General features: G+C 27.7%; 26 protein-coding genes. 7 read left to right on the forward strand and 19 right to left on the reverse strand.

The features are described 5' to 3' along the window. Nucleotides 1-10: 10 nt before the first annotated feature. From I0K12_RS09820 to I0K12_RS09840, 5 genes are all read left to right on the forward strand, one after another. The gene (locus tag I0K12_RS09820) at nt 11-394 is read left to right on the forward strand and encodes a DUF2809 domain-containing protein (RefSeq protein WP_196887540.1); all 384 of its coding nucleotides are present in this window, start codon (nt 11-13) and stop codon (nt 392-394) included. A gap of 6 nt (nt 395-400) precedes the next feature. After that, nucleotides 401-817 (forward strand): UPF0158 family protein, encoded by a 417-nt coding sequence (locus tag I0K12_RS09825; protein ID WP_196887542.1) that lies wholly within the window; start codon nt 401-403, stop codon nt 815-817. A gap of 185 nt (nt 818-1,002) precedes the next feature. After that, complete coding sequence (locus tag I0K12_RS09830) at nt 1,003-1,857, forward strand: hypothetical protein (protein WP_196887545.1); 855 nt, start codon at nt 1,003-1,005, stop codon at nt 1,855-1,857. 210 nt (nt 1,858-2,067) lie between these two features. Beyond that, entirely contained in the window at nt 2,068-2,616 is a 549-nt protein-coding gene (locus I0K12_RS09835; protein WP_196887547.1) for a hypothetical protein, read from the forward strand. Between the two features lie 79 nt (nt 2,617-2,695). Then, on the forward strand, nt 2,696-3,367 hold the full coding sequence (locus I0K12_RS09840; RefSeq protein ID WP_196887549.1) for a hypothetical protein: 672 nt from the start codon (nt 2,696-2,698) through the stop codon (nt 3,365-3,367). Between the two features lie 67 nt (nt 3,368-3,434). Here the strand turns inward: I0K12_RS09840 and adhP are convergent, their stop codons facing one another. From adhP to I0K12_RS09865, 5 genes are all read right to left on the reverse strand, one after another. Then, entirely contained in the window at nt 3,435-4,442 is a 1,008-nt protein-coding gene (adhP, locus tag I0K12_RS09845) for an alcohol dehydrogenase AdhP (protein ID WP_231372733.1), read from the reverse strand. A 102-nt stretch (nt 4,443-4,544) separates the two neighbouring features. After that, entirely contained in the window at nt 4,545-4,994 is a 450-nt protein-coding gene (locus tag I0K12_RS09850; RefSeq protein ID WP_196887552.1) for a heme-degrading domain-containing protein, read from the reverse strand. A 157-nt stretch (nt 4,995-5,151) separates the two neighbouring features. Continuing rightward, complete coding sequence (locus I0K12_RS09855; RefSeq protein WP_196887554.1) at nt 5,152-7,407, reverse strand: M1 family metallopeptidase; 2,256 nt, start codon at nt 7,405-7,407, stop codon at nt 5,152-5,154. Between the two features lie 68 nt (nt 7,408-7,475). Further along, nucleotides 7,476-7,979 carry a DUF6702 family protein gene (locus I0K12_RS09860; protein WP_196887563.1) on the reverse strand — a complete coding sequence of 168 codons (504 nt, stop codon included), beginning with the start codon at nt 7,977-7,979 and terminating at the stop codon, nt 7,476-7,478. A gap of 58 nt (nt 7,980-8,037) precedes the next feature. After that, nucleotides 8,038-9,948 (reverse strand): hypothetical protein, encoded by a 1,911-nt coding sequence (locus I0K12_RS09865; RefSeq protein ID WP_196887565.1) that lies wholly within the window; start codon nt 9,946-9,948, stop codon nt 8,038-8,040. Between the two features lie 192 nt (nt 9,949-10,140). Here I0K12_RS09865 and I0K12_RS22160 point away from each other — a divergent pair, with 192 nt between their 5' ends. After that, nucleotides 10,141-11,394 (forward strand): PKD domain-containing protein, encoded by a 1,254-nt coding sequence (locus I0K12_RS22160; RefSeq protein WP_196887567.1) that lies wholly within the window; start codon nt 10,141-10,143, stop codon nt 11,392-11,394. 66 nt (nt 11,395-11,460) lie between these two features. Here I0K12_RS22160 and I0K12_RS09875 read toward each other — a convergent pair whose 3' ends face one another. The 14 genes from I0K12_RS09875 to I0K12_RS09940 all read right to left on the reverse strand — a co-directional run bounded on the left by I0K12_RS09875 (nt 11,461) and on the right by I0K12_RS09940 (nt 24,071). Beyond that, nucleotides 11,461-12,195: a ceramidase domain-containing protein gene (locus I0K12_RS09875; protein WP_196887569.1), complete on the reverse strand. Its 735-nt coding sequence runs from the start codon at nt 12,193-12,195 to the stop codon at nt 11,461-11,463. Between the two features lie 48 nt (nt 12,196-12,243). Continuing rightward, nucleotides 12,244-13,539, reverse strand: a complete 1,296-nt coding sequence (locus I0K12_RS09880) for an APC family permease (RefSeq protein ID WP_196887571.1) — start codon at nt 13,537-13,539, stop codon at nt 12,244-12,246. A 10-nt stretch (nt 13,540-13,549) separates the two neighbouring features. Further along, nucleotides 13,550-14,836, reverse strand: a complete 1,287-nt coding sequence (locus I0K12_RS09885; protein WP_196887573.1) for an APC family permease — start codon at nt 14,834-14,836, stop codon at nt 13,550-13,552. An 85-nt stretch (nt 14,837-14,921) separates the two neighbouring features. Further along, nucleotides 14,922-15,689, reverse strand: coding sequence for a GLPGLI family protein (locus I0K12_RS09890; protein WP_196887574.1), 768 nt, complete (start codon nt 15,687-15,689; stop codon nt 14,922-14,924). 9 nt (nt 15,690-15,698) lie between these two features. After that, nucleotides 15,699-17,303: a vWA domain-containing protein gene (locus I0K12_RS09895; RefSeq protein ID WP_196887575.1), complete on the reverse strand. Its 1,605-nt coding sequence runs from the start codon at nt 17,301-17,303 to the stop codon at nt 15,699-15,701. Nucleotides 17,304-17,373: 70 nt separating this feature from the next. After that, nucleotides 17,374-18,585: a sigma-70 family RNA polymerase sigma factor gene (locus I0K12_RS09900; RefSeq protein ID WP_196887576.1), complete on the reverse strand. Its 1,212-nt coding sequence runs from the start codon at nt 18,583-18,585 to the stop codon at nt 17,374-17,376. Then, a complete protein-coding gene (locus I0K12_RS09905; protein WP_196887577.1) occupies nt 18,575-18,931 on the reverse strand; it encodes a YciI family protein in 357 nt (118 codons plus the stop codon). Before I0K12_RS09905 ends, I0K12_RS09900 begins: the two co-directional genes overlap by 11 nt. Nucleotides 18,932-19,124: 193 nt before the next feature. Then, the gene (locus I0K12_RS09910) at nt 19,125-19,619 is read right to left on the reverse strand and encodes a hypothetical protein (RefSeq protein ID WP_196887578.1); all 495 of its coding nucleotides are present in this window, start codon (nt 19,617-19,619) and stop codon (nt 19,125-19,127) included. A gap of 29 nt (nt 19,620-19,648) precedes the next feature. Next, the gene (locus I0K12_RS09915; RefSeq protein ID WP_196887580.1) at nt 19,649-20,428 is read right to left on the reverse strand and encodes a hypothetical protein; all 780 of its coding nucleotides are present in this window, start codon (nt 20,426-20,428) and stop codon (nt 19,649-19,651) included. Between the two features lie 2 nt (nt 20,429-20,430). Further along, entirely contained in the window at nt 20,431-21,165 is a 735-nt protein-coding gene (locus I0K12_RS09920) for a protein phosphatase 2C domain-containing protein (protein WP_196887582.1), read from the reverse strand. A gap of 22 nt (nt 21,166-21,187) precedes the next feature. After that, complete coding sequence (locus I0K12_RS09925; protein WP_196887584.1) at nt 21,188-21,757, reverse strand: hypothetical protein; 570 nt, start codon at nt 21,755-21,757, stop codon at nt 21,188-21,190. Between the two features lie 29 nt (nt 21,758-21,786). Beyond that, the gene (locus tag I0K12_RS09930; protein WP_196887586.1) at nt 21,787-22,776 is read right to left on the reverse strand and encodes a hypothetical protein; all 990 of its coding nucleotides are present in this window, start codon (nt 22,774-22,776) and stop codon (nt 21,787-21,789) included. Then, nucleotides 22,766-23,383: a hypothetical protein gene (locus tag I0K12_RS09935; RefSeq protein WP_196887588.1), complete on the reverse strand. Its 618-nt coding sequence runs from the start codon at nt 23,381-23,383 to the stop codon at nt 22,766-22,768. Before I0K12_RS09935 ends, I0K12_RS09930 begins: the two co-directional genes overlap by 11 nt. 7 nt (nt 23,384-23,390) lie before the next feature. Beyond that, on the reverse strand, nt 23,391-24,071 hold the full coding sequence (locus I0K12_RS09940) for a YiiX family permuted papain-like enzyme (protein WP_196887593.1): 681 nt from the start codon (nt 24,069-24,071) through the stop codon (nt 23,391-23,393). Nucleotides 24,072-24,296: 225 nt separating this feature from the next. Between I0K12_RS09940 and I0K12_RS09945 the strand changes: the two genes are divergently transcribed. Beyond that, nucleotides 24,297-25,079: a hypothetical protein gene (locus I0K12_RS09945; protein WP_196887595.1), complete on the forward strand. Its 783-nt coding sequence runs from the start codon at nt 24,297-24,299 to the stop codon at nt 25,077-25,079. Nucleotides 25,080-25,121 lie beyond the last annotated feature (42 nt).

Raw genomic sequence — 25,121 nt, forward strand, 5'->3', positions numbered from 1 at the left:
TTTATTTTAAATGAAAAACATACAATTTAATATAAAGTATTTTCTAATTTTTCTAGTAATTATTGTAGTCGAGGCTATCATTGCGACATTTTTTCGAGGTAGCTTTATTCGTCATGTTTTAGGAGATTTTTTAGTAGTGATTTTGCTTTATTCTTTTTTTCGTGCAATCACAAATTTTGATTGGAAAAAAGTTGCAATTAGCGTTTTATTTTTTGCTTATTTCGTTGAGGTTCTTCAATGGGTTAATATTTTAAAACTTCTAAATCTAAAAAAAGGCTTGATGACAGATTTGACTCTTGGTTCTACATTTGATTGGAAAGATATGTTAGCTTATACTTTAGGGATTGGGTTGGTTTTTGTTTTGGAAATTTTAAAAAGAAAACAACTTAAATAAATAATAATGGTATTATCAAAAGAGAAGTTAAAAGATATCGTAGGGGATTTACAAATAGGAATGAAATGTTTTCTTCATAAAAAAACATTAGAGTTGGTTTGCTATCCAGACAATTTGGATTTCGATCCTTCTTTGAAAGAATATTGGCAAGATGCTTTTAATAAATTAGAAGCAGCTCCAGATGCTTTTGTTGAAATAGAAAAACCTACTTCGAGTGAAGAATTTAAAATGATGGAAGAGTTTACAGAAACTATAGATGATAAAAATCTTCAAGAAGAGTTACGTCGAGTGTTACAAAGAAAATCGCCATTTAGAAATTGGAAAAGTATAATAAGTGATTATCAGGAGTTTTCAGAAAGGTGGTACGAGTTTAGAGATTTAAAGTTTAGAGAAATAATAGAAGAACAATTAGAATTTGAATAGAGAAAGCTATTTTTTAAAAAAAAATGCAAAAATCGTTCACAAAAAAAGAAATAAACAAAATTATTAAATGGGATATTTCAGAAAGAACGATATGTTATCCAGATTTTTATATATTTCTTCAGATTATTAAAGATGGAGAACGTATTGTGTATTGAGATTAAAAAAGATTGATTTTAAAATAAAAGATGAAAAAAGAAAAATTATTACTTCTGATGGGAATTTTTATGTTGTTTTTTGCATGTCAAGAACAGCGAAAAGAATTAAAAACAAATAATTTAATTGGAACTGATACATTAAGACTTTCAGAGGTTAGCGAGAAAATACTTTCAGAAAAGGAATTAATAAATAAAGAAGAAGATAATTTGCCGTTATTTTTAAAAAGAGCAACTGAAATTGCTAAAAATAAGGATAAAAATGAAAAGTTTTTTGAAGAATTTGAATATTATGGCGCTGATACAAGTTCTATAGTAAGGGTTAAAATTGAAAGAAATTTCTTTTTTTCTAAAGATGAACAACATTTAAAGATTATAAGAGAAAATGGAAATGAATACCAAATCAATTATTTTTCATCTAAAAGAGATAAATTTATTCCTTTAGTTTCTCACAAAGAATGGAGAATGAGTTATGTAAATGACACAGTTCAAGATATAAATGGAGATGGTTTAAAAGATTTTGTAGTGAATTGGTATGGTAATAATGGGTGTTGTTTAAAAGCTTTTAGTGCTGTTTTTTTACTTAAGAGTAATATGGAATTTACAGAGGAATTTCAGTTTATTAATCCTACATTTTCTCCAAAAGAACATCTTATAAGAGGAATTTGTTATGGGCACCCTGGGAATACAGAAATGTATAAATATGCTTGGAAAGGATATTCTATAGATACTTTAGAATATATTTCTTATGAAAAAATTGAAGGAGGAGAGAAGACAGGAAAGGTTCTTATAGAGCAAAAAAACAAGAATATAAAGATACAAAACACTGTTCCAGTTGAATATCATAATATTTTAGGATATGATTGGTTTACAGGAGAAGGGTATTAGTAGTTAATCAAAATAAATAGAGTAACAATGGTACTATCAAAAGAGAAGTTAAAAGATATCGTAGAGAATTTACAAATGGGAATGAAGTGTTTTCTTTATAAAAATTATTAAATTAAAACGAAATTTAATATATTGTTTGGAATTATAAATATTTCAGTGTTTTTAACGAAAAAAAAATAGAAAACTGAAGTAAATAAGAGAATTTCATACATGAGTAAAAAAATAAAAAAACTTTTTCTAGTTGCATTTTTAGGTTTAGTATATCAATATTGGTTTCTAAAAATCAATTGTACTTATTCTTCAGGGTTTCAATTACCCCAAAGTCCTAATGTATATGAAGTGATTTTTATATTTTTTAGTATCATTCAATTGATAGTTGTTTTTTTATCCTTTAGATTTTTAAGATCAGAAAAAGTATCAAAGTATTATTTGATTTCTTTTTTAGCTTTTTCAAGTGTTATTCTTGCAGGTAATTTTTTTGGAAAAATTTTAGAAGCTTCCACAATTTTAGATTCACAGATTTATAAATTAGAATTATTTGACAACGGAACTTTTAATTTTTATGTAGAAGATTATGATGAATTAGTTCGTTTCGAAGGTTATTATATTATTGAAGATGGAGAGGTGAAACTGTTTGAAAATGAAGAAGAAGAATTTTATATTTCTGAGGAAATTATTGATAAAATAAATTTAGAAAAAAAAATAAAATGTAATTTTTCTTATCCTTTTAAAGAGAATTGGACATTAAAAATTAAATAACAAATTCATTTTAAAATTATTTAATATAAAATGAAAAAGTGAATTTAGACTATGAAAATAAAAACCAAAAATAAATTATATGACAAGGCAAGAACATCTAAAATTCTGCGAAAGATGTATACATAGAAAATTAAATTTAAAAATTGGATTGGTATGTGATTTAACTGATAAACATGCTGATTTTGAAAAAGAGTGTGAAAACTTTGAATTAGATACAATAATAGCTGAATCTTTGGATTCAGAAGAAATATTAGATTTTAATAGAAGAGGTTCACGTATACCAACAAAAGAATATCAGAAGCTCCTTCAAGAACAAAATTTTTCTTTTGGTTTTATAGCTTCATTTATTGTTGGTTTTTTCTGTGCAATTCTTTGGGCTTTAATTTCTTTTAAAACGGGATTTACTATTGGGTTTATGGCTATAGGAGTAGGAGCTGCTGTAGGATTTGCGAATAGAATCTTTGGAAAAGGAATGGAACCTAAATTTGGATTAATGGGAGCTATAATAGCTATTTTTAGTTGTACTTTAGGAAAATACTTTAGTGTTTTAGTAATTGCTTCAAGATATAGTGGCTATGAATTTATTGATGGAATTTTTCTTTTTTCTCCTTTAGAAATTATTAATGTAATTATCGATGATTTTGGATTAGTCGATTTACTTTTTTATCTTCTAGCAGGAACAGAAGGATATAAATTATCATTCCGAAAGTTCACAGAAAAACAAATTTTTGAAATGACTCAAACGAAATAAAACAATATATAAAACAAAAGCATATTGAAATTTCCCAATATGCTTTTGTTTTATATATTGTTTTAATTTAAATCGTTACCACAATTCTTCCATCAATCTGACCTTTCTCCATTTTTTCAAAAATCTCATTGATATTGTCTAATTTATCCATATGATAATGCGATTTTACTTTCCCATCTGCAGCAAATTGTAAAGATTCTTCCAAGTCTAAACGTGTTCCAACAATTGATCCTCTAACTGTTTTTCTATTTAAAACGGTATCAAAAATTGGTAAAGGAAAATCTCCAGGAGGAAGACCAACTAAACTCATAGTACCTTTTCTAGAAAGCATTCCAAAACCTTGTGAAAATGAAGAAGTTCCAACAGCTGTTACAAGCACACCATCTGCACCGCCCATTTCTCCAAGAATAGCGATCGGATCTTGATTTTTAGCATTAATAGTTAACTGTGCACCTAAATCTTTTGCTAATCTAAGTTTATCATCATTAATATCAACAGCAATTACATTCATTCCCATTGCTTTTGCATATTGAACAGCCAAATGTCCTAAACCACCAATTCCTGAAATTACAACCGTTTGTCCTGGTCGAACTTCTGTTTCTTTTAAACCTTTATAAACAGTAACTCCTGCACAAAGAATAGGAGCAGCAGGAGCGAACTCTAATCCATCAGGTAATTTACCTACATAATTTGGATCGGCCATTACATATTCAGCAAAACCTCCATTGACACTATATCCAGTATTTTGTTGTTGTAAACAAAGTGTTTCCCAACCAGAATAACAATATTTACAATGTCCACAAGCAGTATGTAGCCAAGGAACACCAACACGGTCTCCTTCTTTTACACTTGTCACACCTTCACCAACTTCTGCCACATAACCAACTCCTTCATGTCCAGGGATAAACGGTGGGTTTGGTTTTACGGGCCAGTCTCCATTTGCAGCGTGTAAATCTGTATGACAGACTCCACTAGCTTCTACTTTTACAATGATTTTTCCGGGTTGCACTTCTGGTTTATCCACTTGACAAATGTCTAATGGTTTTCCAAACTCACGAACTACCGCAGCTTTCATTTTTGCACACATATTTATATAAATTTTACTATTTACTCTAAGTTACTAAATATTAAAATTTTATGTGTGATTTTTAAGCTTTCTTAACGCTGTGTTTTTTATTTATTGCGCATAATTTCTTTCTAGTGCTTCCACAATTATTTGATGATCTTCTTCATCACTTAATCCAGAAACAGTAATGACTGCAACCATACCAGCATTTTTAACGAAAATAGGTATAGCACCACCTTTTGCTAAATAATCTTTTTCATCTAAAGCAAATGTTTCACTTAAAGTCATATTACCATTTTTCAAATCGTGTTTTACACTCAAAGAACTTTCTTCAAAATGTTTGGCAATATTTGATTTTCTTCGCATCCAATTATGTTTATCAGCAGGAAGGTTATTATCTACATATGAAAATACAATATGATTTAATCGTTCAATTTGTATTGCAATATTTTTATTTTTTTCCTTTGCTAGTTTTAAAATATCAAGTCCAAGTTTTAAACCTATTCGATTATCAAATTGATTTAACTCTATTTTTTTTAGTATTTTTTGATTAGTTTCCATTTTTTAAGTTTTTGTTTTTAGGAACAATATAATAATTTTTTAAGCTAAAAATAGGAAGATTAAATGAAAGAATAGAATACTTATAACTTTTAAAAATTTGACACAAAAAAACCGAAAGCACTACACTTTCGGTTTTTATTTATGAATTAAAATTCAATTATTTTTTACTGTTTTTAAACTCTTCAAATTTAGAAGGTTTTGCATTTGGCCAACTATTGTTAGACTCATCAATATCTGCTAATTCATTTTCTGGATCTACAGTGATTGATTTAATCTTTTTATCAAATCCAAATACTTTCATTACTTCTTTATCATTGAATCTCCAGATTTGAGCTGGGAATTGCTTACGCTCTTTTGTTCCATCTTCAAATTCGAACTCAACGATAATTGGCATTACTAATCCTCCAGGTTTAGAGAAAGTAACTTCGTAGATATATTTTGCAGAAGTTAACTCAGCTTTAGCTTCTTCATCTAAATGCTCGTTGATGTGTCCTGAAAGAACAGTATAATCTTCTGGCTCAACACTTTTTAAGTTTTCGTCAAAAACTTCACTCTTTTCATTTACTAAGAATAAAGCAGGACCAAATTGCTCTGGTGTAATTCCATATCTTTTAGCTAATTCTAAAGCTTCAGGAGTTGGTTTATCTGTTACATAGAATAAGTTTACATCTTTAATTGCAATATCATTCCAGTCAGTAGTATAGAACCATCCTCTCCAGAACCAGTCTAAATCAAATGCTGAAGCATCTTCCATTGTTCTAAAGAAATCAGCTGGAGAAGGGTGCTTAAACATCCATCTTCTAGCATAAGTTCTGAAAGCAAAATCAAACAATTCTTCTCCCATGATTGATTTACGTAACATCCATAAACCAGCAGCAGGCTTCGCATAAGCATTTGAACCAAATTGGTAAATGTTATTTGATTGTGTCATGATCGGAGAAATTCTACTTTGATCTCCTCCCATATAACCAACAACACCTGAAGGTAGGCTTCTCACAGGGAAGTTTGGATCGTACTCGTATTCAGCTAACATTTCAACGAAAGAGTTGATTCCTTCATCCATCCAAGTCCAACGACGCTCATCAGAGTTTACAATCATTGGGAAGAAGTTATGTCCAACCTCGTGAACAATTACACCAATCATTCCATATTTTACTCTATCAGAATAAGTTCCATCAGGCTTTGGACGACCATAGTTGAAACAAATCATTGGATATTCCATTCCTTGTCTTCTAGCGTGAACAGAGATAGCCTTGTGGTAAGGATAATCAAATGTCATTCTAGAATAAGTTTTTAAAGTTTGAGCAACAACTCTTGTAGAATGCTCTTCCCATAATGGATTTCCTTCTTTAGAGAATAAAGAATAAGCCATTACAGTTTTTCCGTTTACGTCAACAGCCATAGCATCCCACATAAATTTACGAGAAGTAGCAAAAGCAAAATCTCTTACATTTTGTGCTTTGAAATGCCAAGTTTTAGTTTTTTTAGAACGTCCTTTTTCAGCCTCTAAAGCTTCTTCTGGAGTTACGATATACATTGGATTATCAAAAGTTTTTTGTGCTTTTTCAAATCTTTTGTATTGCTTTTTAGATAATAATTTTTTTGTGTTTTGTAAAACTCCAGTTGCATTCATCACGTGATCTGCAGGAACTGTAATGTTTACATCATAATCACCAAATTCTAAAGCGAATTCTCCACGTCCCCAAAACTGTAAATTTTGCCAACCTTCAATATCACTATAAACAGCTAATCTTGGGAAGAACTGAGCGATTACATAAATATTATTTCCGCTTTCGAATGGCTCGTATCCAGAACGACCACCTTCTGCGATGTAGTTATTTATATTGTACCACCATTTGATAGAAAATTCATAAGTTTCTCCTTGTAATAATGGTTTTGGAAGATTAATACGCATCATTGTACGATTAATCATATAAGAAACGTCTTTTCCGTTTACATCCTTTACATGTTCGATATTAAATCCGCCATCAAACTTGTGTCCCATGATTTTTTTAGTGAAATCTTCTGGACTATAAACCGTATTCACACCTTCTGATCTTTGGTCAGGAGATTGAGAATCTTTAGCTCTTACGTTTTGGTCTAATTGTACCCAAAGGTATTCTAAAGGATCTTGTGAATTATTGTGATAAGTAATGTTTTCCTCACCATAAAGACGATTTTTATCTTCGTCTAATCTAAGGTTCATTACATAATCTACTTTTTGTTGTGTATAGTGTGCTCCTGGAGCTCCAGAACCAGTTCTATACATATTTGGAGTAGGTAATACGTCGTCTAGTTGTTTGAATTTACTCGTGTTGTAATGTCCCTTTTTTTCTTGATTTTCTGCCTCTTGCGCGAACATAGAAGAAGAAATCAAAAGAAGAGATAATAATGATTTTGTGAATCTTCTCATGAAAGTTAGTAATATATTTAGTTGAAGCTCCGAAAATAAATATTTTTTTCGTTGTTAAGATATTTTTATTAAAAATTTAACAATCCTTTAGCTTCGTTTTTAGTTAAGTGAAATGTTTTGTCTATTCCGTTAATTTTCAGTTTGATAATATTTCTTTGTTCTGGATATGTTTCCATAATCGCAGTATTCTTGATCTCAAAAGATTTTATTTCATCTTTAAAAGGAATCTCTAAAAAGAAAAATACCAAATCTGCGTCATATTTTTTACCAATAAAGATAAAATCTTGCTTTTTTCCATTTACAATAATCTCAATATTTTCTGTTAAATATTGCTTCATCAAATCTTCGGCGTTTTCCACTTCTTCAGGGGTAGCTAATTCCACTTCTTTTTTGTGGATATTTTCAAGTGAAAGTTCCAAATCATCAATAAAAGCTCTTGAGATTATTTCAAAACTTTTAGTCTTAGAATTATAATCAATCTCCGTCAATGCTATATAATACTTATGAAAAGCAAAGGATGAAAGACTGAAAATAACCAAGATTAAAAGTCCAATATTTTTTATTTTATTCATGTTTATATACTTCATATGTCTTTTGCAAATGTAATGATTTAGACAAAAAATATACAGATTACTTACAATTTAAACTTTCTGTATAATTCGTATCACAATATTGAATTTCTTCTTTCAAATTCTCCAATTTAGACTCTAATAATGATTTATAATCAAGAAGTTTGATAGAAGACTCTAATTTAGAAATATCTTCATTCACGATTTCTTTAAACTCATCAATCAAAATAATGATTCGATCCAGTTCACTTTTGATAAAAATATCTGTTTCTGTAGCTTTTTTATTTAAGTTAACAGATTTGATGAAACTAGTATAACAATCTTTTTTTCTAATAAATGAAAATAAATCACGACGTGATTTTTTCTTTATACTAATTAATTCTTCACGTTTTCCTCTAAGGTTTTTTCTTTTTATTTTATCCTCAAAAATTTCTAGCGTTGGACGAACTTTTTCTTCACAAACTTTACATTTCGAAATATTGATTTGTTCTGTCAAAATATGAAATTGCTCAATAGTTTCTTCCGTCACATTTCCATTTACCAAAGGAACCAACATCAGTCGATATTTATTTTTTTGAAGAGCTTCCTCAATTTTGTCAATAGAATTTACAATTTCATCATAATCAGCCGTATTCTTTTTGATGTTTGGAAGTTTTAATAAATAAAGAATATTCAGATAATTTTCTAGTGTTTCATTGCTTTCATAAACCAATTCTTTATTTTTTGTAATTTGGTTTAAAGTCAAAGTAAATGTTTTTACATCTTTAAGCTCTGCATACTTTTCTAAATACTGATTTGCTAAAGAAATCAACTCTCTATAACGAGGTGAAAAATCATTTTGGTAAGAAGAATTGTTTTCATAAATCGCATTGTTTTCTTCTAAAATTTTCAATAAAGTTCTATAAGAAGACATTACTGTAAATAAATTTAATTCTTTACTAGCAATCGTCGCTTTTTTATATTCTCTAGAAAATAAATTCACATTTTTCTTAAAATCTAAAAAGGCAACATAAAAATCTAAAAGCTTCTTTTGTTGTTCGCAAACTTTCTCGGTATTGATTTTTTTGTTACAATCTTCCATGATTCTAGTTTCGTAATTTTTCACAAAATCAGAATCAATTTTATCTCCTAAAACTGCAGGCGGAACATATTTCGAACGATAATTAATTACAATAAAATAAGGAATTCCACGAATGTTTAATTCTTTACTAAGTTTTGCAATGTTCAACTCTTCAGACTTATTTCCATCATAAATTCTTTGTACATATTTATTTAATTTATTCTGAACTTCTTTTAATTTTCTAATATTTAAAGAATTAAAAGTGTAAACTTTGATTGAATGTGGTTTCTTTTCAAAATTAGTGTCATTATAAAGATTAATTGAAGAACGGAAAGTATATTGCTTTTTCGAAAAACTTTGTTTGAAAAATTTCCCCAATTCACCTAATAAATTCATGATTCCAAAACTAGGTTCTGGCGCACTTGAAATATTAATCAATTGATCCGAAATAGATCGAAGAAATTTATTTCTATTACTATCTGTTACTATAAATCCATCAATATCCGCATTTACAACTCCATTTGTTTTTGCCAAAGGATAATCATCAAGCAAACGAATTTTCTCATTTCTTTCATAATGAAGTTTAGTAATATTATTTTTTCTATCAGAATCTATTTGATAACTATAAAGCGGATACACAAGATTACTTCCTTTTGAATCAAAATAATTTGGTAAAGTAGCTGTAAGCGTTAAATGTTCCACTTTTTCTCCTTTATTTTTCTTTGTACGAACAAGGTTTATAAAAGACCCTTCATTATATAAATAAAAATCGGTGGTAAGAAATTGCCATTCTTCAGAAAAATTAAAACCAAAATAAGCATCGTGTACTAGTTTCGTTGTAATTTTTCCTGCCTGCGCATTTAAAAAATTTATATTTAATAATAGTAATAAATAGAGTAAAATTTTTTTCATATACTGTTGATTATTTTGAAAAGCGATGCGAATATCAGAACACTTTTGTAAAAAAGACAAATCTACCGTAAAACTTGAATATTGCAAATTTTCTTTATTCATTTGTAGAATCTATTAACATTAATTTTTTTCTTTTTTAGAAAAACTCGTTTAAACATCACATAAGTGTTAAACGAAAAAAACATCTATTTTATGAAACATTTTTACACTTTTTTTGTAATCGCTTTATTTTCAGTGGTTACAAGCTTTTCGCAAGAAAACAAAATTTTATTTATCGGAAACAGTTATACGAATTATAACAATTTACCAAATCTTGTAAATGAAATGGCTACTTCTACAGGTATTGAAGCAACTATAGAAATGCATGCTCCAGGCGGTACAAGATTTATGAATCATGCACAGTCAGCACAAACTTTAGCAAAAATTAATTCAGACCAATGGGATTATGTTGTACTTCAGGCACAAAGTCAAGAACCATCTTGGGGAGATCAGCAAGTAGCTGATGAAGTTTTTCCTTATGCAGAAATTTTATGTAATCAAATTAGAGAAAATAATGCTTGTTCAAGACCAGTATTTTTCACAACATGGGGAAGAGAAAATGGAGATGCTGCAAATTGTCAATATGTTCCAGAAGTTTGTACTTTCGAAGGAATGAACAATCAGTTGATCAATAATTATACAATTATGGCAAATGATAATGAAGGATTTATTTCTCCTGTAGCTGTTGTTTGGGCAAGTATTCGTGAGAATTACCCAGAATATGAGTTGTATACAGCTGATGAATCGCATCCTTCATTGACAGGTTCTTATTTGGCTGCTTGTACTTTTTACACGATTTTATTTCAACAAGATCCAACTGCAGTGACTTTTAACTCAACTTTAGATGCAGAAGTTACAGCAAATATTAAAACAACAGTTAAAGAATTAGTTTTTGAAGATTTAGAAAATTGGAATGTAAATATTTATAGTCCTGTTGCAAATTTTGTTTATACAGAAAATGAAAATAATGAAGTTGTTTTTACAAATAATTCAGGTTTAAGTGAAAATTATTCTTGGGATTTTGGTGATGGTTCTGAAGTTTCGACAGAAGAAAATCCTACGCACGTATTTGTAGAAGCAGGAACTTATACCGTAACTCTTACTGCTGAAAAATGTGGAGAAACAAGTACTTCTTCAATTGAAATTGTTATTGAAGAAACTTTAAGTGTTGAGGAATTAAATCAAAATAAAATAAAAGTTTTCCCAACTCAAATAGTCGATAAATTGAATGTTCAAGGAATGCAATTTTCAGACAAAATCATTATTCATAATACTTTAGGAAAAATCATTTATAAAAATGATAAAGTAGAAGAAATTGATTTTAGAAAGTTTTCAAATGGAATTTATTATATCAAAATAGTTTCTCAGAACAATGAAGAGCAAACTTTTAAAGTAATAAAAGAATAAATATCATAACAATTTAAAAATACTAAATATCACGATTATTGATTTAAAATAATCGTGATATTTTTTTTACACTATTTTCTTTTCAAACTTCAAATAAGAAAGAGTCAAAAGAAAAATTCCTACTGCAGCAGAAATATGTTTTAAAGTATGTCCGCTAATATATTTTAGATTTTCATGAATAAAGTGATCATAAGTTTCAAATACTTTTGCGAAAAGATAGGCAAGAAGTAATAACCAAAAACCTTTTGAAGTTTTATTTTTTGTTTTAAAGCAAATCAAAATAATTGGAATCGAAAGAATAGGATAGAACTGGATGAAAACATACGGACGTAAATCATCTTTCAGAACCCAATAAATAATTGACAATAATCCAAGAATTATAAATGGAATTAAAAGTTTTTTTCCTGTTTTAAAATTTATAAATTCTGAAACCAAAATAGATAATAGCGCAGTGAAAGCAATTGTCATAGGTAATCGATCCCAGATTAAAGTTTCATTATTTGGATTCCAATGATAATAACCAGAACCAAAAGCAACCAAAGTAATCCCAACAAAAAAAGTTAGAAATTGTATATTTTTCCGATTCATTTTTTTCAAACTAAAAATCCCAAAAAGTCCTACAAATAGAAAAGGAAGGTTTGAAATTACATTCCAAAAATTAGAAATTCCCATTAAATCTGAATGATCGCTAAAATGATGGTAAGCTAAATCTTGCGAAATCGGTTTGATGAATGAAAAAATAATAAGTGCAGCAATTCCGATAATTCCTAATAATAGAAATCCAATTTTTCTCTTTTTCATATTTTGTTAAATTTTGAGCAAAATACAAAATACGATGTTAAAGAAAAGCTAATGTTTTCCCTTCTTCTTTAAAACAACTTTTTTATAAAACCATTCTAAAATAAAACAAGTGAAAATAATTGTTAAAACTACAAAAACACCAAGTTTATTAGATTTTAATTGCTTAGTAATTAAAATAACAAGAGCGCCAACACATAGAAGGAAACCAATAAATGAAATAAAAAGACTCCCTTTTATTTCTGAATATTTTCGAAAACCAATATAATTAATGGTAGCAAAAATTAATAGAAAGCCAAAACTACCTGCAGTAGAAATACTTTCTATATCTAAAAAATTAGTGATAATTAAAGTACAAATTGTAGTGAATAGTAAACCAACAGGTTTTTGCCATATTTTCTTGGTAAATTGTTCCGGAAGTTCTTTTTCAAGAGCATTTTCATAACTAACCCTACTACTTCCATAAAGAGAAACATTAATTGCAGAAAAAGTAGAAATCATTGCAGTAATAGCAATAGTTGTAAAACCAGTTTTTCCGAGCATAGGTTTAGCTGCTTCTGCAAGAACATAATTTTTAGTATTTACTATTCTATGGATAGGTAGTGAAGCAACTGTTAAACCAGAGATAATAATATAAATCAAAATGACAAAAAGTAGCGAATAATAAAAAGCCTTAGGAACATTTCTTTCAGGATTTTTAATATCTGGAGCTGCATTGGCAATTAATTCAAAACCTTGGTAAGCTAAGAAAATTACCATTCCACAAGTGGCAATTTGCAGAGGAGATTCCCAATTAGAAACTGCTAATTGAGAAATGTGAGGACTTTTATCTAAAACAAAAATACCAACAATTACAAATAGAAAGAGAATACTTAGCTTGATTACAACTGCGATTGCTTCCGTTTTACTTACTACTTTAATGCTGAAATAATTAATAAATGTTGCAAAAAGAATAACAAAACTTGCATAAATATGAAAATCTGTGTTTTTATCAATAATTGGTAAAACATTAGGAGCGTATGAGCCAAAAGCATAAGCATTCAAAGAAATCATGATGATATAACTTACCCATAAAATATTATTGATTCCTCCACTGAAAATTCCTTTTCCAAAACCGAGATTTATAAATTTTGCTGTTCCTCCACGATCAGAATGTTTTAAAGAAAGTTTGACATAAGTGTAGGAGGTAAGTAGTGCAATAATTCCACCAAGAAGAAATGCTACAGGAGTAGCTCCTTTTACAGAAGAAACAGCAAGACCAAGTACACCAAATATTCCACCACCGATCATTCCTCCGATTCCGATGGATATTGCTGCTCTTAATCCTATTTTTTTGTTTTCCTGCATAAATGATTGATTAAATTATCGTTCTCTTTTTACCATATTTCTTATAAATAAACTCTACTATAAAACAAACTCCAATTATTGATAAAACCACAATAACTCCAGTTTGATTGGTGTGAAATTGCTGATTCATAAGAATAAAAAGTGCGGCCATACATAGAAGAAACCCTAAAAAGGAAATGATTTTATTTCCATTGATTTCTTTACATTTTTTAAGTCCTACAAAATTTACCATTGCGAAAATTAATAGAAACCCTGTGCTTCCTGCTGTAGAAATACTTTCTATGTCTAAAAGATTTGTGATTAATAAAGTTGCAATTGTTGTGATGATTAATCCAATTGGTTGTTTCCAGATTTTTTTTGTGAATTGTTGAGGTAATTCATCTTCTTTTGCAATTTCATAACTAACATTACTACTACCATAAAGAGAAACATTAATGGCTGAAAAAGTAGAAATTAAAGCTGCGATGGTAATAGCTATAAAACCAGTTTTCCCTAAAGTTGGTCTTGCAGCTTCTGCTAAAACATAATCTTTCGCATTTTCAATAGCATCAAAAGGTAGAGAACCAACAGTAACTGTTGCAATAATTACATAAATAATAATTACTAAAATAACAGAATAATAATAAGCTTTAGGAATATTTTTCTTAGGATTTTTAATATCTGGAGCTGCATTTGCAATTAATTCAAAACCTTCATAAGCAACAAAAATCACCATTCCACCAGCAATTAATTTTAGAGGAGTTTCCCAATGAGAAACATATAATTGCATTTCACTTGGACTGCTAAATAAACCGTAAATCCCGATGACAACAAACAATAATAGAATAATTAATTTGATAACTACGGCCAAAGATTCGATTTCGCTAACTACTTTAATACTGTAATAATTTATAAAAGTCGCTAAAAGAATCACAGCACTTGCATAAATATGAAAATCAAAAGATCTGTCGATAAATTTGAAAAGATTGGGAGCATAAGAACCAAAGGCAGAGGCGTAGAGCGAAATCATTATAATATAACTAATCCAAAGAAGATTATTGATTCCACCACTGAAAATACTATTTCCAAAACCCTGATTGATAAACTTTACAGTTCCACCACGATTTGGATATTTCAGAGAAAGCTTCACATAAGAATAGGAAGTAATTAATGCAATAATTCCAGCAAAGAAAAATGCAATGGGAGTTCCACCTTCTGCCAAATGTACTGCCAAACCAAGTACAGCAAAGATTCCTCCACCAACCATTCCACCAATTCCGATGGACATCGCCTCACCTAATCCTATTTTTTTGCTCACTCAAATTGATTTTAAAAGCTTTTCATTCTTTAAGTTAATCAATTATAAGTCAAAATGAAAGGATAGATGAGAACTTATATGTACTTTATTTATTCATTTCCCATTCATAAATAATTTCTAATCCCAATCTCTTACTTCTTTTTGAGTCTGAAATTATAGTTCCTTTAGGTAGTTTAGCTAATTGTTGTTTCATTATTCTTTCAAATCTCTCGTCTTTTTTAGCCACAAATTCTTCAATTTTTAAGGAATTATTTTTATTTAAATTAATATTAATTTTCTCCTTTCCAGAATAGTTTTTAGTAAATGATTTAAATAGAAAATTTACATTAGAATCTTCATCATGAGCTTCCATAATTAGACCTGGTAAACCTCCTAGTTTCCAAGGTCCGGTAGGAGAGGGAATGGATTCTGTAAACCAAGCGATGTATTTTCTTCCTCTAAAGTTGGTTGTAGCTTTCTGACATCTGATTCCACTTATTTCCTTAAATTCTTCTTTGATTTTCCAGTTAAATTTTGGTTTCTGATCTATTACAGTAAAGTTTTTCTCCATCAAAGGTTCGTTTAAAACCAAGAATTTTTTTCCATAATTATTAAAAACTCTAGTTCCGATAGTATCATTAAATGATTTTTTAAAGTTTACTCGATCCTCATCATCGTCATAAATTTCAGACTTTTCTTCTTGTTTTTCTGATCTCCAAACAAAAAGAGATTTATTATTATCAAAGATTAAATAACTTCGAATCCCTGTTGTGTCAATAGTATTTTTCGTAAAAGTGTAATATTCAATTTTTGATTTTTGTCCAAAACTGAATAAACTAATAAGAAAAGTGAAAAGTAAAAATTTTAATTTCATTGTAATTTTTTATTTTTTTCGTAATTCATTTAGTAAAGCACTAATATGATTTTCATTAGTGATGTATACATGATTTCCATTACCGTTTTTTGTTAGTTTTTGTAAACTAGAAATTTTAATGTTTTTTTTTCCAAAATTAAATACGGAAAACTGTATACGTTGTTTTTCCATTTTTATTTTTTCATTCAGGTCATTTGAAATTTTAAAATCTCCATCTGTAACCATCAGAATTCGGGTGTTTTTTGAAATATCAAATTTTTTGTTTGCTAAACTATAAGCTTTTTCAATTCCTAAATTTATATTCGTTTTACCAAATGATTTTACATTTAAAAATTTATTCAAAACCGTTTTTTCTGTGATAGATTTTTGTTCAAATAGAGTTTCAGCTTTATCCGAAAATAAGACAACAGAATAAATATCTTCTTTTCTCATTATCGAAGCAATCTCTTCCATAGCTTTTTTAAATAAAGGAAGCCTTTCTTCTTTAACCATACTTCTAGAAATATCTAACAAAATAATCAAATGATTTTCTTTAAAACCATCCATTTTTAAATTATCTGTAATCTGGTTTGGTAAGTTTTCTTTTTCAAAATTTGAGTTTTCCTCCGAAACTTTGATATAATATTTTTTTAAAGGATATTTTAATAGAGAAGCAGAAGGTGTATTATGATTATTGTCTTTAATCATTGCTTGATCGACAAAAGAATTATAATACTTCACCAAATTAGTATATTCACTTATTGCTGTATTATGATTTGTCATATTTCTACGATAATGCGAATTTTCACGTATTACTTTAATGAATTTTTTGGTCATTATGACAAACATTTCATAATTGCTATGTGGATGTCCGCCGTAATAAGGATACTTTTTTATACCATTTAATATTTCAATTTGATTTTTTTCCAAAAAACTCCTTAAAGAATCAAGAGCTACCAACTTTTGAAGTGCAATTTCTCTTTTTTCATATTTAAGATCATCCAAGATATTTTCCGATTTTTTCAAAACTTCTTGAATATAATTAGTAGAGCGAACCCAAGAATTATTAGAATCAGGATGTGGATAATCTTCTAAAATTGTTTCAAAATCAGAATGTACTTTTCGAACAAGCTCATCATGTTTATTTGTATTTTGAATCAATTGAATCAAAGATTTTTTAATGAAATCTCGATCTTTTACTTTGATAGATTTAGCTGTTTTCTCTAATAACTCTTTATTTAAACGAATTTCTTTATTTTGAAATTTCTCAATTTCTAGAAGATCTTTTTCAACAATTTTCGCCCATTTTCCTGGTAAAAGTTTCACATTCTCTTTTGCAATCCTAAAGCCTTCTCTGTCTTTTTCTAAATGATATTTAAAATCATCTTTTACAAATAGAGAAATATGAGGTTTGTTTTTCAAGATGTTCTTTTTCAAATACTCCGAATAAATATGATTTCTAGCTCGAGTTCTAAACATATGAACATTAATTCCATCTACAATTGTATTGATGATAGGAACTAAGCTTTCTCGAGTATGCTTTTTTTGATTTTGTCCAAAAGAAGTATTTGAGATAAAAAGAAATAGAAAAAAGCAAAAAGAAGTTTTTAGAAAATTGTTTTTCAGAGAATTCATTGTTTTTTATTTGAAAGTGAAGATAGGATTTTTCTTATGTAAGTAAAAACAAAAAAGTAATATCTTTTTTCTACAAATCAATAAAACTATTTTCTAATAAATATTCTTTTCTAATATTTTGATTCATTTTTTCTACAATCGAAGCTAAGATATTTTCTGCTTTTTTCGGGTTTTTTTTTCTAAGAATATTTGCTTTTACCAAAGAAAAATAAACATGTCTTGAAGGAAAATCATTCTCGATTTCTTCTAATATTTCCAATGCTTGCTCTGTTTTATCCGCTTTGTTTAAACAATAACAATAATTCAATTTGATAATTGGAGAGTTCGAAAGTTTCAACAATATTTCATAAAGATTTACAATTGTGTTCCAATGTGATTGAGAGAAATCTTTAACCATCATATATTTACTGATAATCAAAGTCTCCATGTAAAATTTATTCAGATTTTCAGGTTTTTCCAAATAATGAAAACCAAGTTGAATCATTTCTTTATTCCAATTTTCTCTTTTTTGTTTAAAGAATGAGATGAGTTTACCATTTTCAATTTTTGCAGGAATCCTTGCAATATGAAAACAGAAAAGAGCTAGTAGATTTTTAGTAGAATTTAGTTGGTGTTTTTCATAAAGAATTTTTGCCAAAGACAAAGCTTCCAAGCACAAATCTTCATTGATAATTGTTTTCTGTTTTTCATCAAAAGAATCAAAACCGATATTGAAAACTGCGTAAAGAATTTCTTCCACAATATTTATTTCTTCTTGAGAAGTTTTTTGAACTAAAACAGAAATATCTTGTGCTTCAAATTCTAGTTTCAGTTTTCTTTTTGCTCTTTTTAGGTTTTTATAAATCGCATCCTGATTCAGCAAAGTCGCTTCAGAAATCTCACGAATATGTAAACCAAAAATATTTTTTAGAGTAAATAAAACTTTAGATTGCGTAGAAATCTTAGTTGAAGAAGCTAGAAAAAGAATTGTTTGTAAACGAAGATCTTCTGAAGAAATTTCTGTTTCTATTTCTTCAATTAGAACTACTTCTTCGCTAGTTTTTTTCTTTTTTCTAATTTGATTAATCATATCATTTCGAGCAACTATAAAAAGCCAATTTTCTTTATGATCTGGTATTTTTGAAGTATTCCAGCTTTTCAAAGATTTCAAAAATGTATTCTGAATTGCATCTTCAATTTCGCTAGTAAAACCGACACCAAACTGACTGATTAGCGCAGAAAATAGCTTTCCATAAGAAGCTCGAAAATTTGATTCTATGATAGAATGTGTTTTATTGGACATATTCTTCAATGTTCATTATTGGTCGAATTTCTGTAGTTCCTCCCCAAATATGACAAGGACATTCTTTCGCCATTTCTACTGCAGATTCCAAGTCTTTTGCTTGAATTAAATAATAACCTCCAATCAATTCCTTTGATTCCAAATAAGTTCCATCTTTTACAATACAATCTTTCCCTGAAATCAACATTCCTTTTTCTTGAAGTCCGTCACCTGAAATTAAATTGCCAGAATTTGCCAATTTTTCAGCCCAAGAAATATGAGATTTTTCCAATTCTTCCATTTCTTTTACAGAAAGATTTCTCATTTTTTCCATGTCTTCGTGAAGTAGTAATAAAAATTTTTTCATTTTGATTTATTTTTTATTATTAATACGTTTTAAATTCATCATAAAGACACACAACTCAATTCATTTTGGACATTTTATTCAGATTTTTTTCAATTTCTTTTTTTGATGAATTAATTTTCTTCAAGTTATAATTTTTTCATCTAATTCTGAACCACTATTTTTTAAGTATTTTCCTAAAAGTGAAGTTACGATCTCACTTATTTAAAAGTAAGATTGCAACATTGTTCGCATTTAATTTAGAATTAACGAATTCAGATTGTATTGCGAAATTTGGTAAATCATATAATTCATATTTATTATGTAAAAGTGAATCAATAGATTGTTTAGATTTTAAGTCGTTTGTAATATTTAATTTTGAAATGAATTCTTTTTTATAGAAATAATATTTTTGAACAATAGAAGAATCAACTTCTCGATCTTGTTTTTTAAGTTGAATTTTTTTTATCAAAGAATCTAAATTAGAATTGAATTTTTTTACAGCAAAATAGACATTTTCAGAATCTTTAAAATTTTGTTTTTCGGTTTTGTTCAATTTTATTTTTTTGAAAAGTGCTTCTATTTCGTTTTTCTTAAGCGTATTTATCTTTTCTATTTCATTCCTTTGGTTTATATATTTATTTTCAGTGTCTTTTGATGGGGTACAAGAGTATAAAACAATAAGTGTGATAAAAAGTATTATTTTCTTCATTTTAGATATTTTTAGTTCCAAATAAAACTTTAATTTTTTGGAGCTGGAGGAGGAGGTAATGTTAATTCTCCATTATTAACTTTTTCGATAAACTTGGCATTTTCTTTCAACTCTGCTGTCAATTGATCTTTATCTTTAATATGGATTTTATCAATTTTTAAATCCGAACTATCGCTGAAAATTACATCAATTTGAAATTCAGTTAAATCAGTTTTGAAATTTGTGTATCTAACTCTGAAAGTAAATCCATCTTTATAAACAAGAATATTACTTACACTCGCATTTTTAGAATATTTTTCAATTTCAATTTTACTTTTTTCTAAAATTTCTGAGGTGTTTTTATTCTGTAAATTTTTATCCAAATATTTAAATAAATCATCCATATTTTTTTGGTCTTCCAAAGCATAAATGAAATCTTCACTTTGAAAATAAAGTCTTCTTAACTCTTTCTTATTTGAAATATAATTATCAAATTTTTTATTGATAATTCTATATTTTGGACATTTAATTTCTAAAACATGTAAAAAATGTTGATTATAAAGATATGCTGAGATTTTTAGATTTTTTGAGTTATCACTATATTTTTTAAACTCTTTTATCCATTCTGTTTGATTCTTTTTTAAAACATCTTGTATAATTTCTTGTGTTTCTTGTTGCGTGAAATTTTCAATTTGTTTTTTAGAATTAGATAATTCATCGCAAATTTCTAAAACAACTTTATTGATTAATTTGCTTTGACTAAAACAAATACTACTAAATAATACTGATAAAATAAATAATACTGATAAAATAAATAATACTTTCTTCATAATTAATTTTTAATTCTAATAATTGCGATGTCATCTGTTACTTTTTGTTGAAAATCATTTTCCAAGCTTCTCATTTTATTTTCAAAGAAAAGTTCGTTTTCAAACTCAATTTGATCTTCCAATAAATAATGAATAATCTCTTTATAATTCATGCTTTTATCTGGAGTTTTCAGATTTTTAAAAGAGAAAATTCCATCCGTACAAATTGATAAATCTTTGAAATTATTAATATGTAATTTTTGATTTTGATTGAGATACCAAGTTTCAAAATTTTCACTCAAATGATAACCGAAATAATCTGGTTTGTCATCCTGTTCATATTCTGTAATTTTTCCATCATGATAAATCATTCCGTCACCAATTGTGATTAATTCAGCTTCTTGTGTCTCAAAATCTAGCACACCAATAATTAGCGTTGTCAATAATTCTAGTTCATCCAAATTCAATTCATTTTGAATATTTCGAATGGTTTTGAAAAGTGCTTCCAAAATACTTTTCAATTGATGTTCTAAAGAAAACTGATTTTTTTCGATGAATTCTGTATAAAACTTGTCTTTTGAAATTTTTCGCAAAGTTTTTCCAACCAACATGGATGCAAATGAAGATTCTTTTCCCATAGTGCAACCATCCATCACAGCAATTAATTTTTGTTTTGAGCCAATTTTTTCTGAAACTAAAAAATCTTCACAATTATTTTCGTGAAAATCTCCTATTTTTAAAAGTGATCTTTCTGTCATATAATTTTTAATTTGTTATATTTTAATCAATATAACATTCAAAATCTATTTGTTTTAATTTATTATTTTCTAAGCTAAATTCGAAAATAATTGACCCCTCGAAATCCTTAATTTTAATAGTATTTGTAAGAGAATCTCTTTTGAATTTTTGTTCTAAAATGCCTTTTTCTACACCAATAAATATAGAATCTAAAAACTTAAATTCAGAATCTTTGATAGTTGCATGATATATAAATTCTTTCGTTTTCGCTTTATAAGAAGTTATGCTTGATTTATTAAAATGATGTGTTTTGATAGTATCAATAATAGCTTCATTATGAATGTTTATTTTAGGTTTCTTCACAATTTCAAATGTTGAATTATCTGCAATTTTATATAAATCATCCAATAATAAATTTACAGTAACATCATCTATGATATTAGTTGGTTTTTCAATTTTTTTATCTTTAGTTACGGATGTTTCGATTGTTTTTTTCGTAGAAGTAATTTCCTTTTTATTAGTTTCTGTTTTTTTTGGTTCTATTTTTTTCTGTTCTTCACAAGAGATAAAAAAAAGTGAAAGACAAAAAAGGGCTAGTAATTGTTTTTTCATATTTTGATTATATGTTATTGGATTTATTTTTATATATAATTTGCTAATTGATTTAAATTTTTATTTGAACGACCATAACTTACGATTCTAACATCCAAAGAAGTGTTTTTAAATTTGGTCAACACTTTTCCTAAAGATTCTAAAATCCAATTTTCTCTATTTCCAAAAGCACCTCCGCCAACAAGCGTCAGATAAAGTTTATTAGAATTATTTTCTTTCCTATTTTTTAGAGCAGCCCAAAAAGTAGCTTCATAAGTAGCTTCCAAAATCAATTTTGAAAACTGTTCCCAATAATCTGTTTCAACAGGAGAATAAGCAACTGGTAAAGCAGAGCAATAAACCTGAGAAACTCTTTGCTGATTTTCTGAAATAGTAACTTCCGTATTCCATTGAATTCCGACTTTTAATTTCCCTTTTAGGTTTTCTCTTTCTTTTTGGTTTAAAGAATCAATATTTTTGTTAATCGTCAAAAGTCCTTCTTTGTTCACTAAAGCATATCCGTTGCTCATCGACCAAAGTTTATATTGTTCATTTTCTAAAGCTTCACCGATAAAATCTAAACAATCAATTTGATTAAAAGCGGATTGCCCAATCTCATTTCCAGTTTCGACGAAATAGTTTCTATAAATTGTTCCAGCTCCACAAGCGATAGCACAGGCAGGACCTTGTGTCAAATCACGCTCATACCTATCAATTCCTTGTTCTGGAGTAATATAAGGACCAATCATTTCCAGTAAATTAAACTGTGAAGCTGCTTGAAACATCGCATTGGAATTAGATTCCATCGTATGTAATTCTTGCACATTGGCTAAAACTTCAGATAATTTAATTTCTCCCTGAAATTCGTTTAATAAAGATTCTTGTTTCCTTAATTCTTCTAAAGTTGGAATTTCTAATTTTCCGAAAGCAAATTTTTTATTAGTTACAGTAGAAACAAAGGAATCTCCTTCAATTATTAGTTTTTTACGTACATTTTCTGGAGATTCTTCTTCGAATCCCGTTAATTTTTCAAACCACATTTTTTAGTTTTGTTATTAATTTTGGTAAAAAGAATATAAATAAAGCAATAAATAAGAAAATAGTCCCACTTTTGTTGAGAAAATTAATTTCTGAACTCTTATTTTTATATGCTTGATGATGTTGAATAGAGTTTATTAAATACGTTATATTTTGATAAGATTTTACGTCATTTTCATGGAAATCAAAATATTGAATATTAAACCACCCATTTTTTCCTAAATTTTTAATTTCAAAAACACTTTTATTATTGATAGTATATTTTGCAAGAGAATAATTCTTTTCGTTATTAATAAAAAGACTATCTGCAGGAAAATCTTTAGTCATTATTTTGTTCAATCGTTCTAAAGTTTTTTTAGAATCGACTTCTTCAGGATATGGAACTTCGTAATATTGGTATTGAATTTTAGGAAAATTTCCTAGACTTGTAGAGTCTGTAAAGATTTTTCCAAGTTCATAAAATAAATCGTAATCCAAATGTCTATTATCTACTAGAGAATATTTAAATTCTTTTGGAGTCTTAAAAGATAAATCTCTCAACTCTATATTGATTTGCGAAAAACTATAGGTTGAAATTATGAATGCTATGAAAAGTAATGTTTTTTTCATTTTAAATTTATTTTTCAATAATGGTCACTAGTAAATTAGAATTAAAAATCGAAGCAGGAGAAATTACTTTTTCATTCATAGGGATTTTATTTCCATAGCGTTCTTTTAATTTCTTTTTAACGATAGGATTGTTCAAATCAAAATCAGATAGTTTTTCAAGCTTTCCTATTTCAATTCCTAAAGCATCTTTGTACATTTTCCAAACCAATTCCGAACAATAAATACGTTCATCTGACCATTCAAAATAAGAGTCATAAGGTTTTCCTAAATATTTTTTTCCAGAATTTTTTAGTTTTAAAAGATTTTCTTCATTCAAAGGATTTTTAAAACTCAATAGTCTTTTGATAACATAATGCTTGTTAACACCTCGATTAATCCATTCTTGTAATGGAGTTATTTTAACAGGTTGTACAGCTTCATAAACAAAAAAATGATTATTATTTTTAAAAATAATCCCTACATGACTATATTTTGAATTTGTAGCTAATTGTATAGCTTTACTCTGTTCAGATTTTGAAGTGTGAAAAATGATATCTCCATCCTGAATATTATTTTGTAGGTTTGTTTTTTCTCTTTTTTGAGCATCTTCAACAACTCCTTGCGCGAAAGAATACATTTGAATTCCTTGATAAATCAGAAAAGAAAGAATACCAATTAATATTACAGTAATAATAGATTTTTTAAGCATAGATTTTTTTATTTTTTTGGAAAACCAAAATACATTAATTTTTTTATCAATCAATTTTAAAACGGAGTTTTAAATAGGAATCTAGAAGAATTAATTGATGAATGAATATTTTATGTAAATTATTGAAATTGAGTATTTTGAATTTGTTTTATTTATGTTAAAATATTAGTTTTACAATAAAATGTAACTATTTTAAGACGAATATTAACAAATAAAAACTAAATTATGACTTCAAAATATTCATTTATTGTAATATTATTACTTCTAACTTTTTTTTCTTGTAGTGACGATTCAGATGACGTTACTGAAGAAAATGAAACTCCTACTGAAACTGTTTTAATGTTGAAAGAACGTAAAACTACCTATCCTGATGGAGAAATTTTTACAGAATATTTTTCTTATGACGATGCAGATAACCTAACATCTATATTGGATTCTGATGGATATAAATATGAATATATTTATGAGAATAATAAGCTAATTAGAATAAATTCTATTGCGGAATCAGGAAATATGGAGGACTATGTTTTACTAGAATATGATTCAGAAAACCGTTTAAATTCATACACAATATATGTATCTTTTGATAATGTGGGCTTGAGAGTTGATTTGACATATAATCCAAATGGAACTATTACTGAAAAAGAATATAAAGGAGATCATGATTCTCAAACGACTTTAATAAATGAAATTACGATCACTATTGATAATAATCAAATTACTTTGAGAGATGGAGAAGATTTAGATTACACTTATGAGTATGATACTAAGAATGGTATGTATAAGAATATCACAAATATAGAAGTATTGAACCTTATTAATATTGATTTTTCAGGTTATATAGATTGTGCAGATAATAATATTTTAAAAATAAAGGAAGAAGAAGATGGTACTGAAATTATTTATGAAGAATATCAGTATACATATAATTCTGATAATTACCCTGAAACTGCTACTTTTTATATAGAAGGAGAAATAGACAGTACAATAGAATATATCTACGAATAAGAATAAGAATAAGAAAATAAAAGTGAAAATGGATAGAATCTT

The organism is Aureivirga sp. CE67 (assembly GCF_015767245.1).
Taxonomy (GTDB): Bacteria; Bacteroidota; Bacteroidia; order Flavobacteriales; family Flavobacteriaceae; genus Aureivirga.